The organism is Brevibacterium pigmentatum (assembly GCF_011617465.1).
Lineage (GTDB): Bacteria > Actinomycetota > Actinomycetes > Actinomycetales > Brevibacteriaceae > Brevibacterium > Brevibacterium pigmentatum.
On record NZ_CP050153.1, the window covers coordinates 312,524 to 332,979 of the forward strand.

The following is a 20,456-nucleotide window of genomic DNA, read 5'->3' on the forward strand; positions in this document are numbered from 1 at the left end:
CCTGTTATTCGGGAAAGTGAAGTCGAGGTCTTGACGGTTCGGAATTCTCCGGGGCAGACTTTCATAAAGTAGCAGCAAGATTTCCACATCGTGGAATGTCGGTTGCGGCAATGGGGTCGTTTCCGACTGATTCACACATCGCATAGGAGCGAATTGTGTCTTTGGAGATTGCTTCGATACTCGTTCTCGTGGCTCTGTTCGTCATCGCCACCTTTGTTTCGGTCCATATGGGTGCGCTCGCGCTCATGGCGACCTTCCTGTTCGGAACCTTTGTTCTCGACGAAGACGTCGACACCCTGTTGTCAGGTTTCCCTGCAGATCTGTTCCTCATCCTTGTCGGTGTCACGTATCTGTTCGCCTTGGCGAAGGACAACGGCACGGTCGATTGGATCGTCCATATCCTCGTCAAGGCCGTCGGCGGTCGAATAGCGCTGATCCCGTGGGTGTTCTTCGTCGTCACGGCTCTGCTCTCCGGTTTCGGTTCCGTGGTGCCGGCGGCCATCGCGATCATCGCGCCGATGGGGATGGGCTTCTCCCGGCGGTACGGCATCCGACCGCTGCTCATGGGGCTCATGGTCATCAACGGAGCGACGGCCGGCGGCTTCTCGCCGCTCAGCATCTTCGGCACGATCACCAATCAGGTCGTCGAGCGCAATGACCTGCCGGGCAGCCCTCTGCTGCTCTTCCTTGCCTCCTTCGTCTTCAACGTCGTCCTCGGCTTCGTCTGCTTCTTCCTCTTCGGCGGGCGGGAGCTGCTGGGCAAGCGCGATCTCGGGCATGGACTCGAAGACAAAGACGGTGAGCCTGCCGGTGGTGTCGGAGCCGGATCGGGCGGCACCGGTGCAGGCGGCTCGGGCGGAGCGGATGGCACTGCTGGCGGCGTGGACGGCGGGTCGGGCGGCTCTCCCGCGCCGTACCACGACCCCGAGCGCAGGGCGGCGCGACGGTCGGTGCAGACGACGATGGTCAAGGACGCCGACGAGGACGTCGAAGTCACCACCCTCGACCTCAACCGCATCGTCACCCTTGTCGGGCTCGTCGTTCTCGCTGTGATGGTCGTGCCGCCGCTCAACCAGGACGTCGGCTTCACCGCGATCAGCATCGCCGTGATCATCTCGTTCTTCTCGCCCCGCATCAGCAAGGGCGCGGTGAGCAAGATCGCGTGGCCGACAGTGCTGCTGATCTGCGGCATCGTCACCTACGTCGAGCTCATGGAACGACTGGGCACGATCGACTGGCTCGGCGAGCAGGTCGCTGGCATGGGCGCTCCGCTCTTTGCGGCACTCATCATCTGCTTCATCGGTGCGGTGGTCTCGGCATTCGCGTCGACGACGGGCATCCTCGGTGCTCTCATTCCTCTGGCAGTGCCGTTCCTGCTCACTGGAAGTGTGAGCGAGATCGGCCTGATCATCGCACTGGCGATCTCGTCCTCGGTGGTCGATTCCTCACCGTTCTCGACTTCTGGAGCGCTCGTCGTGGCGAACTCGCCGGAGGACCAGCGTGACAGGGTGTTCAAGCAGCTCATGGTGTGGGGCTTCTCGATGGTCGTCATCGCACCGATCGTCACCTGGCTGATCTTCGTCGTCCCCGGGTGGTGATGAAGGATCCAGTCCCGGGGTCGGGGGTGGAACGTCAAAGGCTTTCAACGCGAATCGGCGATGGGTTGGAAATGTCTGTGCCTATGGTGTTCATTATTGCACGGGGCTATATTTGAATGTATGGGACGGTTCCAATCGGATAATCCGGGCGAACTCATTCGCGAAGCGCGTCTCGATCTGGGAATCACACAGACCGAGTTGGCCCGGCGCGCCGGCCTGAGTCAGTCCAGCCTGGCCCAAATAGAATCGGGCAAGCGGAACGTCTCCTCTGAGATGCTCGAACGCGTATTGAAAGCGGCAGACTACCGACCCTCACTTGCCCTCGAGATGGCATTTGAACGAATTCGTGACGAAGCTGACCGCCTGGGCCTGAGGAATCTGAGAGTGTTCGGCTCGGTGGCCCGCGGCGACGATGGTTTCAACAGTGACATCGATTTCCTCGTCACTGCGGATGAGGAAGTCGACCTGTTCGATCTCGCGCTTTTCGGAGAGCGGGTCCGACAGATCACCGGCTTCCCCGCAGATGTCGTTGTCGATGATGGTCCGATCCCACCCGGGTGGCAAGCAATGCGAGAGGCCGTGCCGGTATGAACCCATCGGAACCTCATCGAGGCACGTATCGCCGGCCCCCGCGGCGGGAAAAGACGGACGTGGACTTCGACCAGGCGAACATCCGTACCGAGTTGAGGGCGATTCTGCGACGCACGCAATCGGTGGCCGCGACTGCCCGCGAAGAGTTTTCGGACGGAACCGCTTCCTACGATATCGCCGGCATCGCAATCATTCGCCTCGCGTCACTGACCGAGCGGGCTGAGTTCGCGATCTGGATGAAGCTGCTGACGAAAGATGAAGTCCTCAGCATCAGAGCGACCCGGAATATCGTTGCTCACGCGGGCTACGCGTCGATGGATGATGACCGCTTCTGGGACACGGTGACAAAACGTGTGCCGGAACTTATCGAGAGGCTGCTGAGCTCCGAAGAGTGAAACGGCGTCGCTTTCGGTCGCCTGGGCGACCGGGAACTATTGAGGCCGGTCTGGCGAGAATATTTACTTTAGGGCACCTAAAGTAAATATTCTTCCGTGATCCGTGAGGTTAGCTGGAATCGCCTACCCCTCGAGCAGCCCCTTGATGTCCGCGGCGGTCACCGTCTGGCTGAAGGCTTGCCCGCCTGGGCCCCGGCCCTCGTACGTGCCGGCGTCGGACATGAGGTCGTCGAAGAGTTCGGCCTTGCGCTTCTGCAGGGCGAGCACCTTCTCCTCGATCGTGCCCTCGGCGACATAGCGGTAGACCATGACGCTCTTCGTCTGCCCGATCCGGTGCGCCCGGTCGATCGCCTGATTCTCCGAGGCGGGATTCCACCACGGATCCATGAGGAAGACATAGTCCGCCTCGGTGAGGTTGAGCCCGAACCCGCCGGCCTTGAGGCTGATGAGGAACACCGGCGCCTCACCCGACCGAAACGCATCGACGACCGCCCCGCGATTGCGCGTCGACCCGTCGAGGACGACATAGGGAATCCCGCGAGCGTCGAGGTCCGCGGCGACGTTGGACAGGAACGACGTGAACTGGCTGAACACGATCGACCGGTGGCCCTCGGCGATGACATCGTCGAGCCGTTCCAGGAGCGCCGCCAACTTCGACGACGGCACCTCAGTATGTTCGGCATCGACGATCGACGGATCGAGAGCGAGCATCCGCAGCAGCGTGAGCGACCGGAAGACGATGAACCGCTGCTTGTCGTATTCGCTGTCGATGAAGCCGAGGATCTTCTTCCGTTCCTTCTGCAGAATCCGATCGTAGAGTCTCCGGTGCGCGGCGTTGAGCTCGACCGAGATGACCTGCTCCTGCTTCTCCGGCAGGTCTGCGGCGACGAGGTCCTTGGTCCGACGCATCATGAACGGTCGGATCCGCTTCTGCAGACACTGCATCCGTCCCGGATTCTCACCCGACTCGATCGGACGCACATACTCTTCCTCGAACCGGTGCGGTGACGGAAACAGTCCCGGCGAAGTGATCGAGAACAGCGACCACACGTCCTTCAGCGAGTTCTCCAGAGGAGTTCCGGTCAGCGCCAGTCGGAACGGTGTGCGCACTTCCTTCGCCGCCAGATGGGTCTGCGCGGACGAGTTCTTCACGAACTGCGCCTCGTCGAGGATGAGTCCCGCCCACTCCATCCGCGAGATCGGAGTCTCCTCCAACCTCAACATCGCATACGACATGACGATGACATCGGCACCGCGAGCCACCTCGGCGAGGTCGACCCCACGCGCCCGCGTCGACTCGGCCACGACACGGACATCGAGATCAGGGGCGAACGCGGTCGCCTCCTTCACCCAATTCGGCACCACTGAGGTGGGAGCGACGACGAGGAAGGGGGCGCTCGCCTTCGCGTGCTTGATGAGCGCGAGCGTCTGCAGGGTTTTGCCCAGGCCCATGTCGTCGGCGAGGATCCCGCCGAGGCGGCACCGGTAAAGCAGTGCCAACCACCGAAATCCCTGCACCTGATACGGACGCAGCTTCGCACCGTTCAGGTCGGGGACCTCGGTGGCGGGCAGGTGCTCGAGGTCGGCCAATGCGCTCACGGAATCTCGCCAGGTCACGGCCGGTTCGGACTCGTCGGCGAGGTCCTCGAAATCCGACCACAGACCCACATGCATCCGGGAGATCTTCGGCGACTCCGGTTCCCATTCGGGGATGAGGTCCGCCTCGGCGAGGAGGGCCTTGAGCTTGTCGAAGATGGGCTTGTTGAGCGACAGGAAGGAGTCGTCGGAGAGCTTGATCTTCTTCGTTCCGGCGGCCAGCGCCTTGTACAGCTTGACGAAGGGGACCGGGTGGCCGTCGATGCTGATCTGGAAGCCGAGATCGAACCAGTCGTTCTTGTCCGACTCGACCGAGGTGATCTTCACGTTCGGCTCCCCGCCGAGCTCCCGGTATGGCTGCTTCTTCCCGCGCGTGATGACCTTGACGTGCTCGACCTCTTCGAGCCCGGGCAGGACGTTGACGACGAAATCCGCGGTGTCCGCGTCGTCGAGTTCGACGTCTCTGATGGTCGGCAGGGCGGAGCCGGTTTCGTGGGTGTCGGCGAGGAGTTTGTCGACCTCGGCGACGACGGCATCTTCGAAGTCGAGTTCGCGTTGCTCCGCATATTCCCTCGCCGAGGCGGCGCTGAGCCTCAATCGATCGATGACGGGGAAGGTGCGGCGGGGTCCCTGGTATTCCCAATACCAGCTTAAGGAGAGTTTGTCGCCGGCGCCGAAGGCGGCGAAGACGACGAGGCGGGGCCGGCCGTACTGCGGGAAGGCGACGGTGGCGTCGCTGCTGATGACCTCAGCGCTGGAGCGCAGCTGCGGGTAGTACTCCTCGAAGAATTCTTCGGCCTCCGCCTCGGGGATCGTGATCGGCCCAGGCGATTGGAGCACGGGCAGCGCGGATTCCTTCGTCGGGATCTCCGCGGGGGCCAGGGTGACGGTGAAACCGCTGGTGACGTCGACGCCGAAAAAGCCGTGCGTCCAGATGGGTTTGATCAGTCCGGGGGCATATTCGCGTTCGTCGATCGTTGCCCGCGTCTGCACCTGCAGGCGGTTCTGGCTGCGGCGGATGTCGATGGCGGCGCGGGCGGTGTGCCCGATGCGGATGGTCATATCCGGATTGATGCCGACGAATTCGATGCCGAGCTTCTTCCCCTGCGTGAAGTGGTCCCACAGCAGGGGAGTGCGGAAATCGGCGAGGTGGTACGGCGCCCCGTCGGGTGTGAAGTCCGTCTTCCCGCGGGTGCGCAGTCCGGCGAGTTGGGCGAACCATTCCTGGTGGGCGGGGTCGATGTCGAATTGGCGGGTCATGCGGTCGATGGTGCGCCAGGTCAGGGACTTCTTCACCCAGTTGCCGGATTCGCTGAGCATGAGCGGGCGGATCGCGAGGCTCGGGTTCGCACCCGGGGTGACGTCGTCCTTGTTGAGGACGACGGAGTGCTGGGCTTCGAACCAAGTGCGGGGGATTACTTGGACGAGCTCGAATCCCAGCGCCACGGGCGTGTGTGAGTGCGGAGCCGCCTCGGCGAGTGGGGCGAAGGCATCACGCCAATCGGCGGGGAGGGCGGATCGGTTGTCAGACACCAGGCCATCCTCTCATCTGCCGGTGCCGCGAGACGTACGCGCTGCGTCTGGGGTGAGAGGTACAGTCGGCGCATGAGCGAGAACAGCGACAGTGATGACGAGCGGTGGCTGATCGTAAAGGGACGCCGATGGCGACGAACCGACCCAGCACTGGAACCCAGCGTGATCGAGGAACTGAAGGGTCACCTCGGCGCTGCGAGGAATGCCGTCAAGCAGGCGAAGAGGCGGGGTGCTGAGAATGATCTCGCGGAGGCGAGACGGAGGGTGAATGTCGCGAAGCACGGCCTCGGCGAACGCGGCGAGTATTGGTGGGAGATGTCGCTCGAAGACCGCCGTCGGCGCGCGGAGACGGCCCTGAACGAACTGCGGTGAGCTCGAACAGGGCCGTCACTATACTGTCAGGCGTGAGCAGCCCGGGTGGACGCGCTGCTGCGGGACGTCAGACTCCGGACACCGCGGCTGCCAAGTTGCCGAGGGACGATTCGAGGTCCTCTTCGCTGACGGCCGGGAAGTCGACCTGCTTGAGCACCTCCTTGTCGGTGACAGCGCTCCAGTCGTAGGTCACGGAGACCTCGGTCGAGTCATGGCTGTGGGACTTGAGCTCCCAGACCCACTCCCAACCCGGTGGCTCTTCACCGGCCGGTGCCGTCTTCCAGGCGAGAAGCTTGTTCTCCTCAAAGCCGATGACGTGATTGTCGGTCTTGTAGTCGCCGCCCATCTTGTCCCAGTGCATGTTCATCGTGAACACTTGGCCGGTCTCGGTGATGCGGTCAGTCTTGTCATCGGACTGGACCATTCCCGAGCCGTCGATCTCGGCATGACGCTCTGGATTGGAGAGGACGTGGAAGATGTCCTCTACGGGGGCATCGATCGTGCGGGAAGCGCTGATGCTCGTCTCACTCATGCTTGTCACCTTTCGTCAGATGGTGGCTGGAGTACGGGCCGGTCGACCCGTCCCTGTGGCCCACGGTATACCCTGGTTCCGAATGAGGGGAGGGGGTGCGCAACCAATGACAGCAAATGTGGCTGGTCTTCCGGATCCTCGTTGAGGAATGCAGAATAGCCGACAGAGGTACGTGCCCTACGACGAAGACTTCAACATCGTAGGCAGCTATCGGCCGGCAGTCTCGCAGGGCCGATCGCTGATCCTGCAAGGTCATGTGGATGTCGTTCCGACCGGACCCTTGGAGAATTGGACTGCTCCGCCCTTCGAGCCTCGAGTCGAGCCTTCGAGCCTCGAGTCGAGAACGGCTGGCTGTACGGACGTGGCGCCGGGGACATGAAAGCCGGCCTCGCGGCCAACCTCTTCGCCTTCGACGCGATCACCGCTGCCGGATTCTCTCCTGCAGCCCCGATCCATCTCCAATCCGTGGTGAAGGAGGAGAGCACCGGCAACGGAGCGCTTTCGGCACTTCTGCGCGGCTACACCGGCGACGCCGTGCTCATCCCGGAACCAGTAGAGAACGCCCTGGTGCGAACCAACGTCGGAGAGATCTCTGGCGGAGACTGACCCTTCAGCGTCCCGTCATGGTGTGAGGTCTCCGTGCGGCCGCCATCTATCCGGGGATCGACCCGGAACAGGCGTGGGAAGAGATCCAGGAGCACGTCCGGCACGCGAGCATCGCCCGGCGCGGTCAGGACAGTCGCCTGCCACACCTGGAGCGAACCGGCTTCTTCACCGCAGGATATCGACTCGACGAAGGCGGAGGAGCTTAGGCCGTCCTCGGCTCGGCCCACCGGGATGTGTTCGGCCTCCCCTCTGCAGTCGTTCACCACGCCGGGCTACCTCGACGGCCGGGTGTACACGAACTACGGACCGATGCCGACTCTGACCTACGGACCCCGATCCTTCGACATCCATGCCTTCGACGAGCGCGTCCACATCGAGTCCGTCCGCAACATCACGAAGACCATCGCTCTCTTCACCGCCGAGTGGTGCGGGTTGGAGCCGTTGAAATAGGCGCATCGGCGTTCTGCGCGGACTGCTGGCCCAGCACCCCTTCGAGGCGATGCCTCAGCCGATCCGGTCAGCGAGGTCCTCGAAGTCCTGCGCGATGACGTCCCAGTCGCCTTCGGCCGCGAGGTCCGTCGTCTGGTCGGATCCATGCTCGGAAGGGCGACGGACGAAGCACGTCCGCAGCCCGAGGGACTGTGCTGCGGCGAGATCGCTGTTGTGCGCGGCGACCATGGCGACTTGATGCGGTTCGAGACCGAGGATTTCGGCGGTCCGCCGATACGCGTCGGGGTCCGGCTTATAGGCTCCCGCCACCTCGGCGCCGAGGATCGCATCCCAGGGAAGACCAGCACGTTTGGCGACGTCGAGAGCCAACCGGACGTTCGCATTCGACAATGGGGCGACGACGAATCGCTCCTGCAAACGGGTCAACCCTGCGATCGCATCCGGCCACGGATCGAGCCGGTGCCACGCAAGATTGGTCTCGTCGAGGACCGGTGCGGGAATCGAGTCCGGATCGACGCCGAGACCCCTGAGCACGGTCTCGAGATTCTCCCGGTGGAGCACATCCAGACGAACGAACTCCCGGTCACCGTTGCGGACCTGCTCCATCGACGGCTGATATTCGGCCCGCCAAGCGTCGGCGAACTCAAGTGGAACGAGATCGGGAACATGATCGCGCAATTGCACGGCCACCTCGGCGGCAATACTTGTACGCCAGTCGACGACAGTGCCGAACATGTCGAAGACGAGGGCGTCGACCGAATCGAATCCTGCTGTCATGGTTACACGGTAGTCCGGGCGCATCGGACCGTCCACGTCGGTTCTCCCGCTCACCATGTCAGTCCGTCCGCTTAGACTGAGCGGTGTTGGGAGTCGACGAGGACCTCATCGACACTGAACCACACGGCATCGGCGGAAGGACCTGACCGTGGGATGGAGCACGAGCGAATTGGCGCGTCTGACCGGAACCACGGTCAATACGATTCGGCATTATCACAAGCTCGGGCTGCTCACCGAGCCCGAACGGATGAGCAACGGATACAAACAGTACGGGGCTTCCCACCTGCTGCGACTCCATCAGATCCGGCGGATGCGCGAGCTCGGGATCCCGTTGGCTGATATCGGTGCGGTCGAAGACGATCACGAACAGCAGCAGCTCGCCCTCAAACAGCTCGAGTCCGACCTCGGTGAGCAGATCGCGGCCCTGGAAAAGGCACGCACCGAGGTGTCCCAGCTCCTCGAACACGGAGCGCCGATCGATACTGCTTCAGGCTTCATCGACATCGCCGCCCGGATGTCGAACTCCGATCGCGCACTGATGAACATCTATTCGACCCTGTACGAGGAATCGGCGCTCGCGGAGATGCGGTCCATCATGTCCGAGACCACACCGTACGACCAGGAAGTCGATGAGCTCGCCGAGGATGCCGACGACGCCACCCGCGCACGCTTGGCAGAGCAGATCGCCCCGAGTATGAAGCGACAGCTCGAAGCGAAACCCTGGCTCCTCGCGCCGACCGAGCGGATGACCGGGGACGTGAAGATGGGGCAGGCTGCGATCATCGGCTCGCTCAGAGAGCTCTACAACGACGCGCAGATCGACGTCATCCAGCGTGCCTTCATCGCCGTCTTCCCGAATCTCGATATCCCGGACGCCGACCGCGAGCGGTTCATCGCTTTCATCAAGCACGTTGCCGCGGAGGAAGAAGGCTGAGGCAGGGGACTGAGGCGGAGGAAGAGGAGTGAGGTCGGGAGCTGAGGGAGAGAGCTGAAGACAGTGACTGGGAAATGTAACTGAAGATTCGCTGGGTTCGACGATGAGGGCTTGACCCTGTTCTGAGAACACAGTCTGTACTGAACGTATCAACCATCAGATCCGGTTCATCCGGGCCGGGATCTGCCGATTACGTTCAGGAGGACACCATGAACCCCATCATCGAATTCTTCCAAGGTCTCGCCGCTCAGGTTCCCGACCTGCTTCAGCCGTTCATCATCGCCGCGGCCGGGGCGGTCCCCTTCATCGAGGGTGAGATCTCCTCGATCATCGGCGTGTGGGCCGGAATGAACCCCGTGCTCGCCGGAATCGCCGGAGCCATCGGCAACTTCATCTGCGTCACCGTCATCGTGCTCCTCGGCGCACGGGCGCGCCGCGCCGTCGTGAATCGTCAGAGCGAAAAGCGTGAGCTCGCGACCGTCGGGGCAGGCGCCGGTGTCGGTTTCGCACCGGTTGATGGCGCTGCGCCCGAGGCAAGTGCCACGCGGAATGGATCCGCCGACGTTCTCTCCCCCGGTCCAGCGGCCGACGGCGATGCCGGTGACACGGCGACGGAGGGCCACCTCGGTGAAGGTGGGAAGCCCGAGTCCAAGGGACGGGTCAAATTCAAAAAGTTCCTCACCCGCTTCGGCGTCCCCGGCGCGAGCCTGCTCGGACCGCTGGCGATTCCCACCCAGATCACCTCGACGATCCTCGTCAGTGCTGGTGTGAAGACCTCGTGGATCCTGCTGTGGCAGGGCATCGCGATCATCGCCTGGACAACCTTGACCACGCTCATCGCCACGGGATCGCTCGCGCTGCTGGCAGGCTGAGCAAATCCTCGACCGACGTACTGGAACAGCAGCCGACCTAGCTCAGACAATCCAGGTGACTACGCCCATGTATTTCTCACTTGGTCGAACCGTGACGCATGCCGCCTTGACGACCCGATATCCGAAGAGACGGTGGACAGAAGCCGCCGTGCGCACATATTTCTCGCACTGTGTGAGAGTCGGGTGATATGTGTGGCTGGCTTTCATCACACCGGCGTGAGCGGCGGTGCCGCCGAATATGCTCGCCGTAGCCAGAATCAGGGAGGCAGTTCCAATTCCAAGAACTCGTTTCATCTGCATCATCTTCTCCGCATCTCAGGGGCATCATTCTCTGTACGCGGCCACCATCTCTGGCCACACGACCGACACTATTTGCAGTTACGTGAGTCGGAGACGATTGCGTGTACCGAGGTTGAAACCCGATGTGCCCCATCTGAAACGTACAATGGAGTGAATGTCTGATACCGGGAGAACCCACACCTCGTCGCTGGCCGTGCTCGGTGCGCTGCTGTTCATCACCGCCCGCAGCCTCGATTCCACTGGCGCGCCGGGGATCCCTGCCAGCGCCGATCCGGCGAAGCTCAGTCCCAGCGACCGGGAGACCCTCGCCGAGGTGGAGTCCGCACTGACCGTCCAACTCGAGAACTCAGGGACGTCGGTGACGTCCACTCTCGCCGAGGTGGCTGCGGCGGTTGCGTACGTCCGCGGCCGGGCGGAGGTCCCAAGTCTGACCGCCAGCCGGTACGACAAACTGCGCAAGTCGGTGCTCGACGGCCTCGGAGCGACCTCGGCGCAGGGGGCGACCATCTGGCCGCCGACCAGTCAGACCGCGGTGCAGCGGTTCGGGTCCTGGAACGAAGCGCTCAAGGCGGCGGGTCTGGCGACGAACAAGATCGGCCGAGCCAAGGGCCAGCTGCGCTTCGACTCGGATGCCTACGACAAGGCGATTGCCGAGTTTCTCGCCGACTGCGAATCACGCGGGACCGCCGCGACCTACAAGGCTTACACCGAATACGCCGCCGAGCATAAGGGCGAGGTGCCCTCGGCCGCGGCCGTCCGGAAGTTCTACGGAAGCTGGAATTCAGCGCTCGCCGCAGTGGAATGAGGTTGTTGCAGGCTCACCGAGCTGTGGCGAAGGCCTCCAGCCGGTCGCACGCGGTGTTGATGGTCTCGTCCGAGACCGCGAAGGTCAGACGCAGGTAGCCTTCGCCGGCCGGGCCGAAGGCCGAACCGGGGATCGTCGCGAGATTGTGCTTCTCGAGCAGCTGGGTCGCCAGTTCCCAAGAGTCCAATCCCCACTCGGAGACATTCACCCAGGCATAGAACGTCGCCGCCGGGCGCAGCAGACTCAAGCCCTCGACGGCGTTGATGCGCTCGACCATGAGCTCACGCCGCCTGGCATACGAAGCGACCATCTCATCGACCGCGGTCTGCGGTCCCTCGATTGCGGCGACCGCTGCCTCCTGGACGAAGCCGGGCAGACTCGAGGTCAGGCCCTCCTGCAGCAGTGCCATCGGCGCGATGAAATCCTCCGAACCGATGACGAAACCGCACCTCCACCCGGTCATCGCATAGGTCTTCGAGAAGCTGCCGATGGCCAGGAACCGATCGAACTCAGCTCCCACCTCGGCGGTGGATGGTTTCACCTCGGCGATGGAGGTGAAGACAGCATCGTCGAAGACCATCTCGTCATAGACCTCATCGGAGATGACGGTGAACTCGTGCTCATCGGCCAGCGCAGCGATCTGCTCGAGGTCGGCCCGATCCATGACCGAACCCAAAGGGTTCGACGGACTGTTGATGATCACGGCCGCGGTCTTGTCCGTGATCGCAGCGCGGACATCCTCGGCGCGGAGCTCGAAATCATTGTCCTCGGTGACAGGAACGGATACCGCAATCCCGCCGAGGCGGTGCACCTGACCCATGTAGTTGGGGAAGCTCGGGTCGGGGATGAGGACCTCGTCGCCTGGGGTGACAGTGACGTCGAGGGCGAAGGTGAGCGCCTCCATCGCGCCGAAGGAGACCATGACGTTCTCGGGCGCGATGCTGCGATTCCATCGAGTCGAGTACTTCCGGGCGATCGCCTGCCGCAGTTCGGGGATGCCAGCATTCGCAACGTAGCGGGTGTTGTCGTTCTCGATCGCGCGGATGCCTGCGGCCTTGATGTGCTCCGGAGTGGTGAAGTCAGGTTCGCCGACGGTGAGCTTCACAGCATCGGGGAAGTCGAGGGCGAGGTTGAACATCTTGCGGATGCTCGACGCCGGGTAGGAAGCGGCCATGGGGGAGATGCGGCTGTGCGAACTCGTCATGGATTCAGTCTGCCTCTTCGACGAACCGGACGACAGGGGTGGGCCACAGCGTAAGACCGGGGCAGGTGCCCGGCCGTTAGGCTTCAGCTTGGTGAACCTGCCGCAGCTTGGTGCAAGGACCGAGCTGCTGCAGGTTCACCGAGCTGGTGGAGCTGGTAGGACTGGTGGAGCCCCGCCCCGCTTACTCGTGCAACCCGGCCAAGCGGGATCCGAATCGGGCGAGCAGGCTCGTCTTCTTCGCCCCGGTCGCTGACTCCCACGCATCCGCGAGGCCGAAGATCTTGTACATCGACCGGATGCCCAACCACCGAATCGGTTCGGGCTCCCACTGCCCGGAGAAGTGGTCGTTCCACGGCAGCCCGGTCAAGGGCGTCGATGCCCCGGCAGCCCGATCGAGCAGGGTCTTCGCCGCCAGATGAGTCGCCGTCACCCCGTGCCCGGCGTAGCCGCGGGCCACTCCGATGCGCTGTGTCGGGTCGAAGAAGACACCAGCGCACCAGTCTCTGGTCACCCCGAGCGCCCCGCGCCAGGCATGAGCAACCTCGAACTCGAGGTCCGGGAAGAGCGAGGACAGGCGCCCGGCCAACAGGTCGACCACCTCGGCGGGGACCTCACCGTCACCGGGCAGGCCCGACCGAAAAGCATAGGGTGCCCCACGGCCGCCGAGCGCGATCCGGCCATCGGCCGTGCGCTGGGCATAGATGAACGTGTGCGCCGTATCGCCGAGACATTCGCGCCCCTCCCAGCCGATCGACGCCCACGCGTCGCCCGGCAGCGGCTCGGTTGCGATCATCGACGAGAACACCGGGATGACCTGCCGTCCCTGCAGGCCCGACAGGTCGCCGCCGACCGTGTCCGAATACCCCTCGAGACACACGAAGATCGTGTCCGCGTGCACCGGCCCGCGGTCCGTGGCGACCGAATTCTTTCGGATATGCCTCGCCGAGGTGGCCTCACAGATGGTCACGCCCTGTTCCCTGAGCACGTGGCCGAGTCCCCGGGTGAGCAGTGCAGGATCGATGGCGGCGGTACCGGGGAAGTAGAGGCTGCCGAGCGCCCCGTCGACGTTGATGCGGGCACGAGTCGCCTCGGCGTCGAGGAACTGCATATCCTCGGGCCCGTATCCGAACTGCTCATTGCCGGCCTCAAGATCGCGCAGCCGGGACAAGCCGGCCTCCGATTGAGCGATGTCGATATGACCGCCGCGGACTTGGTGGGCATCGATGCCCTCGGTCTCGCAGACGTCGAGGACCTCGTCGATGGAGTCGAAGAGTGCCGACTGGAATGCGCTGACGCTGGCCACGCCGTCGAGCCCTGCCGAGCCGACCGGCCCGGAGGGATCGTTCTTCCGGGCACGGTCGACCGCCTCGGCGAACTTGGTGCGATTGCCCGGCAGCAGGGTCGAGAGCCACCCTCCGTTGCGGCCGGAGGCGCCGTAGCCGATGTGGCGGGCCTCGATAATAGTGATCGCCCAATCGGGGTGGGCCTGCCTGGCGTAATAAGCCGACCACAGGCCGGTCAGTCCGCCGCCGACGATGACGAGATCTTGTTTCTCGCGCGGCAGTGGTGCGGGGTCGTGGGTTTCGGCGGGGGAGGCCGCCAGCCAGTGCGAGGCTTCACCATTGAAGTAGGACACGGATCATCTCCTGAACTCGAGGCGGACCATGTGGTCGCCTACGAAAACAGTTCTATCTCACGCTCAAGGTGAAGTAAATAGTTGCGCCGGTTTGTATTGAGTGCTGAAACAACCTCGACAGCCTACTGATTTCTTCGTCACGGCGGTACTTGGGTGGTTGTGCTGATTACACAGTTCGCATGAGCGCAATGGAGCCGATCAATACCCGCGTATTTCCACTCAGCCACGAACCGATCGGGGACTGGCAGATCATTCCGGCCGCCTCGGCGGGAGGGCCCGACGCGGTTGGATCGGTCGAGCTGGAAGGGGCGACATCCTCGGCGGGGGAGGCGTCTGTGACGACGGGACTCGCCGAATTCGGCACCATCGGCGGCGCTCAGAGCCGAGGGAGTCGGGAAAACGTCATGGGTGCGGATCCTCTTTGTTGAGTAGTGTCGAAGACGGCCCGCACGGACGAAAGGGATCGACGATGATCGACGTGGCATACTCGCGCGACCTCGTCATGATCGGCGCGATCTTCGGTCTCGCCGCGTTCATCTGGTCCGGGTGGGCGCAGGAAGCACCTCCCAAAGGGCTGGTCTTCCGGCTGGTCCTCGCCGGGTTCGGAGTCGCGGGACTCGCCCTCGCCGTGCCGAGCATTCTCACCGCCATCGGCAACTGGTCGGAACCCAGCGCCTTCACCACCGGGACCGCCTCATTCACGCTCTACCTCATCGTGTTCTGGGCCGAGGTCATCATCGCCGCGGTGGTGAGCTTCTTCCTCATCCGCGCCGGCCAGACCGAGAACATCGCTCCGCTCATCCTCGCGATCGTCGGCATCCACTTCTTCGCACTCGCCGTCGTCTTCGACCAGCCCGTCCTTCATCTGGCGGGGCTGCTGCTGACCATCGTCACGGTGGTCGCGTTCATCTTGCCGCGCGAGACCGCGGCGCCGAGCTTCTGGTGCGGCATCCTCGGCGCTCCGGTATTCCTCGGCATCGGTCTGTGGTGTCTGCTCGCCGGACGCAGCGCGCTCGCCGTCGGATGAATCTCGGACACCGCTGACAATCCCTGGTCAGGTGCTCTATCGTGAGTGAACCGGTGCGCACCGTGCCCCGGGGACGGTTCCGTCCCTCCTTGCGCAGCACCCACGGGCACCTCAGCACCGACACCTCAGCACTGCCCCGAAGAGATGGACCCCGAAGAAGGAGTCGACGATGAAGACTGCTCGCCGCTTGGACAACCTCGGCACCGAGACCGCTTTCCGCGTGGCCCAGGCCGCCGCCGATTGGAAGGCGAAGGGCAACGAGGTCTTCCCGTTCCACCTCGGCGATCTCAATTTCCCGCTCGCTCCTCACATCGTCGAGGCGATGGAGCAGGCGATCCGCGACGGCAAGACCGGCTACTGCCCCGGGCCGGGGATCCCCGAACTGCGGGAAGCGCTCGCCGATGACATCGGCGCGCGGCGCGGAATGACGATCGACCCCGCCGAGGTGGTTGTGACCACCGGTGGCAAGCCCGTTATCACGAAATTCCTCCAAGCGGTGATGAACCCCGGCGAAGGTGTGCTCTACCCGAACCCGGGATTCCCGATCTACGAATCCCAGATCGAATACTTCGGCGGTACGGCTCTGCCCTATCGCTATGTTCCGACCTCCGACGGTTTCGCGATCGACCTCGATCACCTGCGGGCGTCGATCGATGAGAACACCACGGCGATCATCTACAACGACCTGCAGAACCCGATCTCTGCGGAATCCACCCCGGGGGAGCGGGAGGCCATCGCTGCGATCGCGCAGGAATTCGACCTGTGGGTGCTCTCTGACGAGGCGTACTTCGAGATGCGCTATCGCGGGAAGTCCCAGTCGATCGCCGCGCTGCCGGGCATGCGCGAGCGCACCGTCATCCTCTACACGTTCTCGAAGAAGTACGCGATGACCGGTTCGCGTCTCGGGTGCGCGGTAGCGCCGAAGGAGGTCGCCGAGGCGATCTCGCTGATGAACACGAACGACGAATCGTGCACGAACCAGTACGTGCAGTGGGCGGGGATCGCTGCCCTGCGCGGGCCGCAGGGGCCGGTCGGGCAGATGTTGGAGGTGCTGCGCAAGCGACGTGATGCCACCTGTCGGCTCATCAATGAGATCCCCGGTATGTCCGCGGCGACCCCGGGGTCGACGTTCTACGTCTTCCCCGATGTCACCGAGGCGATGGAGGCGAAGGGAATCGCGACTCTGGCCGACTTCTCCACAGAGGCGCTGCATGCCACGGGAGTCTCATTCTGCACTCGCGAGCACTTCGGCTCACCGCAGCCCGGAGAGGATCGTTCCTATATCCGGCTGGCATATTCAGGCATCGACGAAGCCGCGATCACCACGGGGCTCGTCCGACTCAAGGAGTGGATCACGGCCGACTGAGTCCAGCTCGGCCCGGCCGCGGCCCAGTCAGGACCAGTCGCTCCAGGCGGGACGTCGGGTGCTCGGCAGTGCGTTGTGGCGGCGCCACTCGTGGATCCACTCGGGCAGTTCGGGCACATTCTCCGGCACCCCGAATGCCTCAATGAGGTCGTCTCTGGTGAGCGGGCCGCTGTCTGCGATCACTCGTGTGGCGACATAGGCGCGGGCGAAGATCTCACCGTCGACGACCATGCGATGTTCGAAGAACACGGTACGTTCATCGATTCCGCAGACCTTGGTCTCGAGGACGTAGCGCTGCCAGAGTTTCAGTGATTTGCGGAAGCTGATGGTCTCGCCGCTGACGACTCCGGACCATCCGCGCTCACGCATTGCCTGCCAGGCCCCGCTGCGCATCATCATGTCGAGTCGGCCGAGGTCCATGATCGACAGGTACTTGCCGTTGTTGAGATGCATGAAGATGTCGATCTCGCCGAGGTGGACGCGCATGGGGAGAAAATACGTGTCCCAAATGTCGCGGGCAGAGCGCTGCTTGGACCTGAAGAGGTGCAGGAGCATACGGAAGAAGTGCATGACGACTATGTTACTTTGCAGTAGATGATCGGCGGGTGCGGCCCCACCTGCCTCGGCTGGGACAGCATTTCAGCTTGAGTGAACCTCAGCCCTGGGCGCCTGTGATGGGTGACCGGTCGCTCCGGAGAAAGAGTGGATCGTCCGGTCGAGGACGGGAATCGCGCGAGACGACGGGGCAGGGGAGCCGCCTCGGCGAGGGGTTCCGTCAGTCCTTCGCAGGTTCGGGTTCTCGTGCGGGGAAGAAGGGCGATTCCTCGGGTTCGGGATGGCGTTTCCACTGCACGATCATGATCACCGCACCGAGCGCGACGGCGCCGATTGCGCCCCAGACGTTCGTGCGCAGGCCGAGGATGACGAAGCTCGGGTCGAGGCGAATAGACTCCCAGACGATGCGGCCGGCACCATACCACATGAGGTAGACGGCGAAGAGGCGTCCCCACTGGAAGAAGACCTTGCGGCCGAGGTAGAGCAGGACGAGCGCGCCGAGGCTGTTCCAGATGACCTCGTAGAGGAATGTCGGGTGGAAGAGCGTGCCGGGTGGAGTGCCCAGCGGGATGGCCGGATTGCCGGGGTCGATCTCGAGACCCCAGGGCAGGGTGGTGGGCAGGCCGAAGAGCTCCTGGTTGAACCAGTTGCCGAAGCGTCCGCAGGCCTGGGCGAGGATGAGACCCGGTGCCAGGGCATCGAGCAGGGTGGTGAGTTTGAGGCCGAGGCGGCGGCACATGATCCATGCACCCAGCGTGCCGCCGATGAGTGAACCGAAGATCGCGATGCCGCCCTCCCAGATCGCCCAGACCGAACCGGGCTCGAACGGATTCCAGGGGTTGCGACCGGGTCCGAAGTAATCGGTGTAATGCGTGATGACGTGGTAGATGCGGGCGAAGACGATGGCCATCGGAACCGCCAGAGTCGCGATGTCGAGGACTTGCCAGTCTTCGACGCCGCGTTTGGTCAGTCGGCGGTTGGTCAGCACGATCGCGATGATGATGCCTACGAGGATGCACAGCGCATAGAAGTGGATCGTCAGCGGACCGATTTGGAAGCTCGAGATGGACGGGCTGGGGATCGCCGCCGAGGTGTCGTGCGGAATCGCGGTCGCGCTGGAGGTCACTAGGCCGAGGTGCATGAGGCCAGTCTATTTGCGGCGCCTGTGAATCCGGTATTCGCGCGGATGGAGACTGCGTTGCAAGTGAGTCTGCTCCAGCGAATGGGCCTCGACGATTCGCGACCAATTGAGCTCGCCGGTTGTGCACTGCGTGTTCTCGCTGAGGTGCGGGCACAAGGGTGCCCTTGAGCTGCCTGGCAGGGCTACGTGCCGAAGAGGCCGTCGATTATGTCGTCGGTGATGAACCTCGAGTGCATGATCGGGGTGCGAGCTGGGTCGATGCTTTCGGGAGGTTTCCATGCCGGCCGACCGTCAGCGAGCATGAAGACTTCCCAGGTGGAACGGTCCATGAGGTGGTGGTGGAAGGAACAGAGCAGGCACATGTTGTTGATGTCGGTCTTGCCACCCAAGGCGTGCGGAACAACATGGTTCACGTCGCACCATCCCGCTGGTGAGTCGCAGCCGGGGAACACGCATCCGCGGTCTCGGGCGGTGACGATCGCGGTCTGTTTCTTGTTGGCGAAGCGCTGATCCGTGCAGACTTCTACGGTGCGAGCCTTTTCGTCCATCAGGTGGAAGAAAACGGTGCCATTGAGTCCGCGGCGAACGACATCGCTCATGGGGAAGCGGTCGCCGGAACCTGTGACGGCTTCGCCGGTGCCGTTGGCGATATCCGACGCCTTCGCTGTGATGACGAGAGGGTATGGCGAGCCCTTGGCTGCTTCCTTCATGCTGATGCGCGAGATGACGGTGGTGAAGCGCTCGTAGATCCAGGCTCTCGCACTGGGTTGTTCGCTCATGAGGTCGACTGTCGAGCCGTCGGCGCGGACGCCATGGCCAGCGGGAGTGGAACGGTCGCCAGCGGAATCGGCAGTATTCGCATCGGCGTCGCCGGCAGCTTCACTCTCGGCGGCGGAGTCGCTCGCGGCATCGATGACAGCCCACGGGGGAGCGTCAAAACGATCTCCGGTGAGCACTGCATCGAGGGGTTCGAACTTTTCTTCGCCCGGTCCCGCTGTGCTCGACGGGTCTTCGTCGGCAGTTCCCGCCGAGCTCGATGCGTTGTCTTTAGCAGATTTGATCCGCGACGTCAGCAGTCCGTGCAGTTCTGATCCTGCTACTGGATCGAGGACCCCCTCCAGCCTCCAGTCGCCGTTGCGCTTGGGGCGGGCAGTGATGAAATAGGCAGAACGGTCGCTGGGGTCGAGCGGCTCGGCGCCGTCGGGGTCGATGAGAGCGAGCATCTGACGGAAGATGTCGCGGAGCTCGGTGACAGTCACCGATTTCGCGTACTTCACGAGGTCGGTTTCCACACGGGACCTAGTCTCGTGATCCACCCATGCGGGCAGTGCCTTGAGGCATTCTTCGATGACAGTGAGGTGCTCGGCCGGCAGCGTGCCGAGGTGGAGCTGCTCGGCCACGAGCGGATGCTCAGGTTCGAGCGGTTGCCCGTCGAGTGCGACACGTCCGCCGAGATTCTCTGCGAGCTTCGCCCGGCGGTTCGCTTCTCGCCCCGAGAGATTGAGGCGCTCCTGGATGAGCGCCTTGGTCGACTTGGCACCACTGTCCTTAGGTGTGCCGACGCGTTCGTAGACGGCCAGCGCCAAAGTGGACAGGGATTCACTGAGCCGACGCAGCGCCTCCGCCCCGTCGATGACCTGCAGGGCCTCGTCGGGCCCCATGGGTCGATCGAATGCCCGAAGTGCACCGACCAGTCCGGTCAGTGAGGCGATCGAGTCGGTGATCTCGGGAGCGCTCTTGGCAAGGTCGTTCCAGGCGGAGTCGGTGAGGACAGGGTGCAGCGAGGTCGGTCGCTGAGAGTCATCTCCGGCATCGGGCTGAGGCGGGACGGGGTTGATTGCATTGGTCGAGCTCGCGAGTTCAGGAACTGCGCGCTGTGCGGCTGAGTCCGCCTTGGTATTCGGCTCAGGCTCTGCGGGGATTGCTGTTTCAACGGCTTCGCTTGGTTGAGCGACCTCGGTCGCATGTGTGTCTGCGATGGGTTCTTCGAGTTTGGTGGTCGGCGCGTGTTCGTCCAGTTCGTCGTCGGTCGATACGGGGTCCAGGGCATTGAACACGTCGGCGAAGTGGTGGCCACTGAGGTCGAGTCCGGCTGTCTTGAGCTGCTCAGCCAGAGAAGAAGGGCTCGATGGTTCAACTTCGGGGCTTGTGGGTGCGTTGTCCTCG

Annotated in this window: 20 protein-coding genes; 12 read left to right on the forward strand and 8 right to left on the reverse strand. The window is 63.5% G+C overall.

The annotated features are described in order from the left end of the window. Positions 1-155: 155 nt before the first annotated feature. The 3 genes from GUY30_RS01385 to GUY30_RS17725 all read left to right on the forward strand — a co-directional run bounded on the left by GUY30_RS01385 (position 156) and on the right by GUY30_RS17725 (position 2,584). Positions 156-1,598, forward strand: a complete 1,443-nt coding sequence (locus tag GUY30_RS01385; RefSeq protein WP_167193478.1) for an SLC13 family permease — start codon at positions 156-158, stop codon at positions 1,596-1,598. Positions 1,599-1,718: 120 nt separating this feature from the next. Continuing rightward, the gene (locus tag GUY30_RS01390; RefSeq protein ID WP_139469487.1) at positions 1,719-2,189 is read left to right on the forward strand and encodes a helix-turn-helix domain-containing protein; all 471 of its coding nucleotides are present in this window, start codon (positions 1,719-1,721) and stop codon (positions 2,187-2,189) included. A 59-nt stretch (positions 2,190-2,248) separates the two neighbouring features. Then, a complete protein-coding gene (locus GUY30_RS17725) occupies positions 2,249-2,584 on the forward strand; it encodes a HepT-like ribonuclease domain-containing protein (protein WP_208091463.1) in 336 nt (111 codons plus the stop codon). A gap of 123 nt (positions 2,585-2,707) precedes the next feature. Here GUY30_RS17725 and GUY30_RS01400 read toward each other — a convergent pair whose 3' ends face one another. Further along, entirely contained in the window at positions 2,708-5,713 is a 3,006-nt protein-coding gene (locus tag GUY30_RS01400; RefSeq protein ID WP_228281573.1) for a DEAD/DEAH box helicase, read from the reverse strand. Between the two features lie 72 nt (positions 5,714-5,785). Between GUY30_RS01400 and GUY30_RS01405 the strand changes: the two genes are divergently transcribed. Further along, the gene (locus GUY30_RS01405; protein WP_167193480.1) at positions 5,786-6,085 is read left to right on the forward strand and encodes a biopolymer transporter Tol; all 300 of its coding nucleotides are present in this window, start codon (positions 5,786-5,788) and stop codon (positions 6,083-6,085) included. A 67-nt stretch (positions 6,086-6,152) separates the two neighbouring features. Here GUY30_RS01405 and GUY30_RS01410 read toward each other — a convergent pair whose 3' ends face one another. After that, on the reverse strand, positions 6,153-6,617 hold the full coding sequence (locus tag GUY30_RS01410; RefSeq protein ID WP_167193482.1) for an SRPBCC family protein: 465 nt from the start codon (positions 6,615-6,617) through the stop codon (positions 6,153-6,155). 375 nt (positions 6,618-6,992) lie between these two features. Here GUY30_RS01410 and GUY30_RS17835 point away from each other — a divergent pair, with 375 nt between their 5' ends. Together GUY30_RS17835 and GUY30_RS17840 are read left to right on the forward strand one after the other, a co-directional pair. Next, the gene (locus tag GUY30_RS17835; RefSeq protein WP_266096036.1) at positions 6,993-7,223 is read left to right on the forward strand and encodes a M20/M25/M40 family metallo-hydrolase; all 231 of its coding nucleotides are present in this window, start codon (positions 6,993-6,995) and stop codon (positions 7,221-7,223) included. A gap of 231 nt (positions 7,224-7,454) precedes the next feature. Next, entirely contained in the window at positions 7,455-7,673 is a 219-nt protein-coding gene (locus GUY30_RS17840; protein ID WP_228281577.1) for a hypothetical protein, read from the forward strand. A gap of 54 nt (positions 7,674-7,727) precedes the next feature. On the opposite strand, the gene GUY30_RS01420 is transcribed toward GUY30_RS17840, so the two are convergent. After that, on the reverse strand, positions 7,728-8,450 hold the full coding sequence (locus GUY30_RS01420) for a haloacid dehalogenase type II (RefSeq protein WP_167193484.1): 723 nt from the start codon (positions 8,448-8,450) through the stop codon (positions 7,728-7,730). Positions 8,451-8,598: 148 nt separating this feature from the next. Here GUY30_RS01420 and GUY30_RS01425 point away from each other — a divergent pair, with 148 nt between their 5' ends. From GUY30_RS01425 to GUY30_RS01435, 3 genes are all read left to right on the forward strand, one after another. Next, a complete protein-coding gene (locus GUY30_RS01425; RefSeq protein ID WP_167193486.1) occupies positions 8,599-9,384 on the forward strand; it encodes a helix-turn-helix domain-containing protein in 786 nt (261 codons plus the stop codon). A 209-nt stretch (positions 9,385-9,593) separates the two neighbouring features. After that, complete coding sequence (locus GUY30_RS01430; protein WP_167193488.1) at positions 9,594-10,256, forward strand: small multidrug efflux protein; 663 nt, start codon at positions 9,594-9,596, stop codon at positions 10,254-10,256. Positions 10,257-10,710: 454 nt separating this feature from the next. Further along, entirely contained in the window at positions 10,711-11,361 is a 651-nt protein-coding gene (locus GUY30_RS01435; RefSeq protein WP_228281580.1) for a homing endonuclease associated repeat-containing protein, read from the forward strand. Between the two features lie 13 nt (positions 11,362-11,374). On the opposite strand, the gene GUY30_RS01440 is transcribed toward GUY30_RS01435, so the two are convergent. Together GUY30_RS01440 and GUY30_RS01445 are read right to left on the reverse strand one after the other, a co-directional pair. Further along, positions 11,375-12,565, reverse strand: coding sequence for a pyridoxal phosphate-dependent aminotransferase (locus tag GUY30_RS01440; RefSeq protein ID WP_167193490.1), 1,191 nt, complete (start codon positions 12,563-12,565; stop codon positions 11,375-11,377). Between the two features lie 181 nt (positions 12,566-12,746). Next, positions 12,747-14,201: an NAD(P)/FAD-dependent oxidoreductase gene (locus GUY30_RS01445; RefSeq protein ID WP_167193492.1), complete on the reverse strand. Its 1,455-nt coding sequence runs from the start codon at positions 14,199-14,201 to the stop codon at positions 12,747-12,749. Between the two features lie 179 nt (positions 14,202-14,380). On the opposite strand from GUY30_RS01445, the gene GUY30_RS01450 reads away from it, so the two are divergent. The 3 genes from GUY30_RS01450 to GUY30_RS01460 all read left to right on the forward strand — a co-directional run bounded on the left by GUY30_RS01450 (position 14,381) and on the right by GUY30_RS01460 (position 16,594). Continuing rightward, entirely contained in the window at positions 14,381-14,629 is a 249-nt protein-coding gene (locus GUY30_RS01450) for a hypothetical protein (protein WP_167193494.1), read from the forward strand. A 41-nt stretch (positions 14,630-14,670) separates the two neighbouring features. Next, a complete protein-coding gene (locus GUY30_RS01455) occupies positions 14,671-15,228 on the forward strand; it encodes a hypothetical protein (RefSeq protein WP_167193496.1) in 558 nt (185 codons plus the stop codon). Positions 15,229-15,397: 169 nt separating this feature from the next. After that, complete coding sequence (locus GUY30_RS01460) at positions 15,398-16,594, forward strand: pyridoxal phosphate-dependent aminotransferase (RefSeq protein WP_167193498.1); 1,197 nt, start codon at positions 15,398-15,400, stop codon at positions 16,592-16,594. Positions 16,595-16,621: 27 nt separating this feature from the next. Here the strand turns inward: GUY30_RS01460 and GUY30_RS01465 are convergent, their stop codons facing one another. The 3 genes from GUY30_RS01465 to GUY30_RS01475 form a co-directional block, all read right to left on the reverse strand. Next, positions 16,622-17,164: an acyl-CoA thioesterase gene (locus GUY30_RS01465; RefSeq protein ID WP_167193500.1), complete on the reverse strand. Its 543-nt coding sequence runs from the start codon at positions 17,162-17,164 to the stop codon at positions 16,622-16,624. A 205-nt stretch (positions 17,165-17,369) separates the two neighbouring features. Further along, positions 17,370-18,290, reverse strand: a complete 921-nt coding sequence (gene lgt, locus GUY30_RS01470; RefSeq protein ID WP_167193502.1) for a prolipoprotein diacylglyceryl transferase — start codon at positions 18,288-18,290, stop codon at positions 17,370-17,372. A 182-nt stretch (positions 18,291-18,472) separates the two neighbouring features. After that, positions 18,473-20,347 (reverse strand): HNH endonuclease signature motif containing protein, encoded by a 1,875-nt coding sequence (locus GUY30_RS01475; protein ID WP_167193504.1) that lies wholly within the window; start codon positions 20,345-20,347, stop codon positions 18,473-18,475. Between the last annotated feature and the right edge of the window lie 109 nt (positions 20,348-20,456).

Excerpts from the sequence above, each read along its gene's own strand:
- GUY30_RS01460 (WP_167193498.1), top strand. The coding sequence starts at position 15,398 with ATGAAGACTGCTCGCCGCTTGGACAACCTCGGCACCGAGACCGCTTTC.
- GUY30_RS17840 (WP_228281577.1), top strand. The coding sequence starts at position 7,455 with ATGTGTTCGGCCTCCCCTCTGCAGTCGTTCACCACGCCGGGCTACCTC.
- GUY30_RS01405 (WP_167193480.1), top strand. The coding sequence starts at position 5,786 with ATGAGCGAGAACAGCGACAGTGATGACGAGCGGTGGCTGATCGTAAAG.
- GUY30_RS01390 (WP_139469487.1), top strand. The coding sequence starts at position 1,719 with ATGGGACGGTTCCAATCGGATAATCCGGGCGAACTCATTCGCGAAGCG.
- GUY30_RS01450 (WP_167193494.1), top strand. The coding sequence starts at position 14,381 with ATGAGCGCAATGGAGCCGATCAATACCCGCGTATTTCCACTCAGCCAC.
- GUY30_RS01430 (WP_167193488.1), top strand. The coding sequence starts at position 9,594 with ATGAACCCCATCATCGAATTCTTCCAAGGTCTCGCCGCTCAGGTTCCC.
- lgt (WP_167193502.1), bottom strand. The coding sequence starts at position 18,290 with ATGCACCTCGGCCTAGTGACCTCCAGCGCGACCGCGATTCCGCACGAC.
- GUY30_RS01435 (WP_228281580.1), top strand. The coding sequence starts at position 10,711 with ATGTCTGATACCGGGAGAACCCACACCTCGTCGCTGGCCGTGCTCGGT.
- GUY30_RS17835 (WP_266096036.1), top strand. The coding sequence starts at position 6,993 with ATGAAAGCCGGCCTCGCGGCCAACCTCTTCGCCTTCGACGCGATCACC.
- GUY30_RS01410 (WP_167193482.1), bottom strand. The coding sequence starts at position 6,617 with ATGAGTGAGACGAGCATCAGCGCTTCCCGCACGATCGATGCCCCCGTA.
- GUY30_RS01465 (WP_167193500.1), bottom strand. The coding sequence starts at position 17,164 with ATGCACTTCTTCCGTATGCTCCTGCACCTCTTCAGGTCCAAGCAGCGC.
- GUY30_RS01455 (WP_167193496.1), top strand. The coding sequence starts at position 14,671 with ATGATCGACGTGGCATACTCGCGCGACCTCGTCATGATCGGCGCGATC.
- GUY30_RS01440 (WP_167193490.1), bottom strand. The coding sequence starts at position 12,565 with ATGACGAGTTCGCACAGCCGCATCTCCCCCATGGCCGCTTCCTACCCG.
- GUY30_RS01420 (WP_167193484.1), bottom strand. The coding sequence starts at position 8,450 with ATGACAGCAGGATTCGATTCGGTCGACGCCCTCGTCTTCGACATGTTC.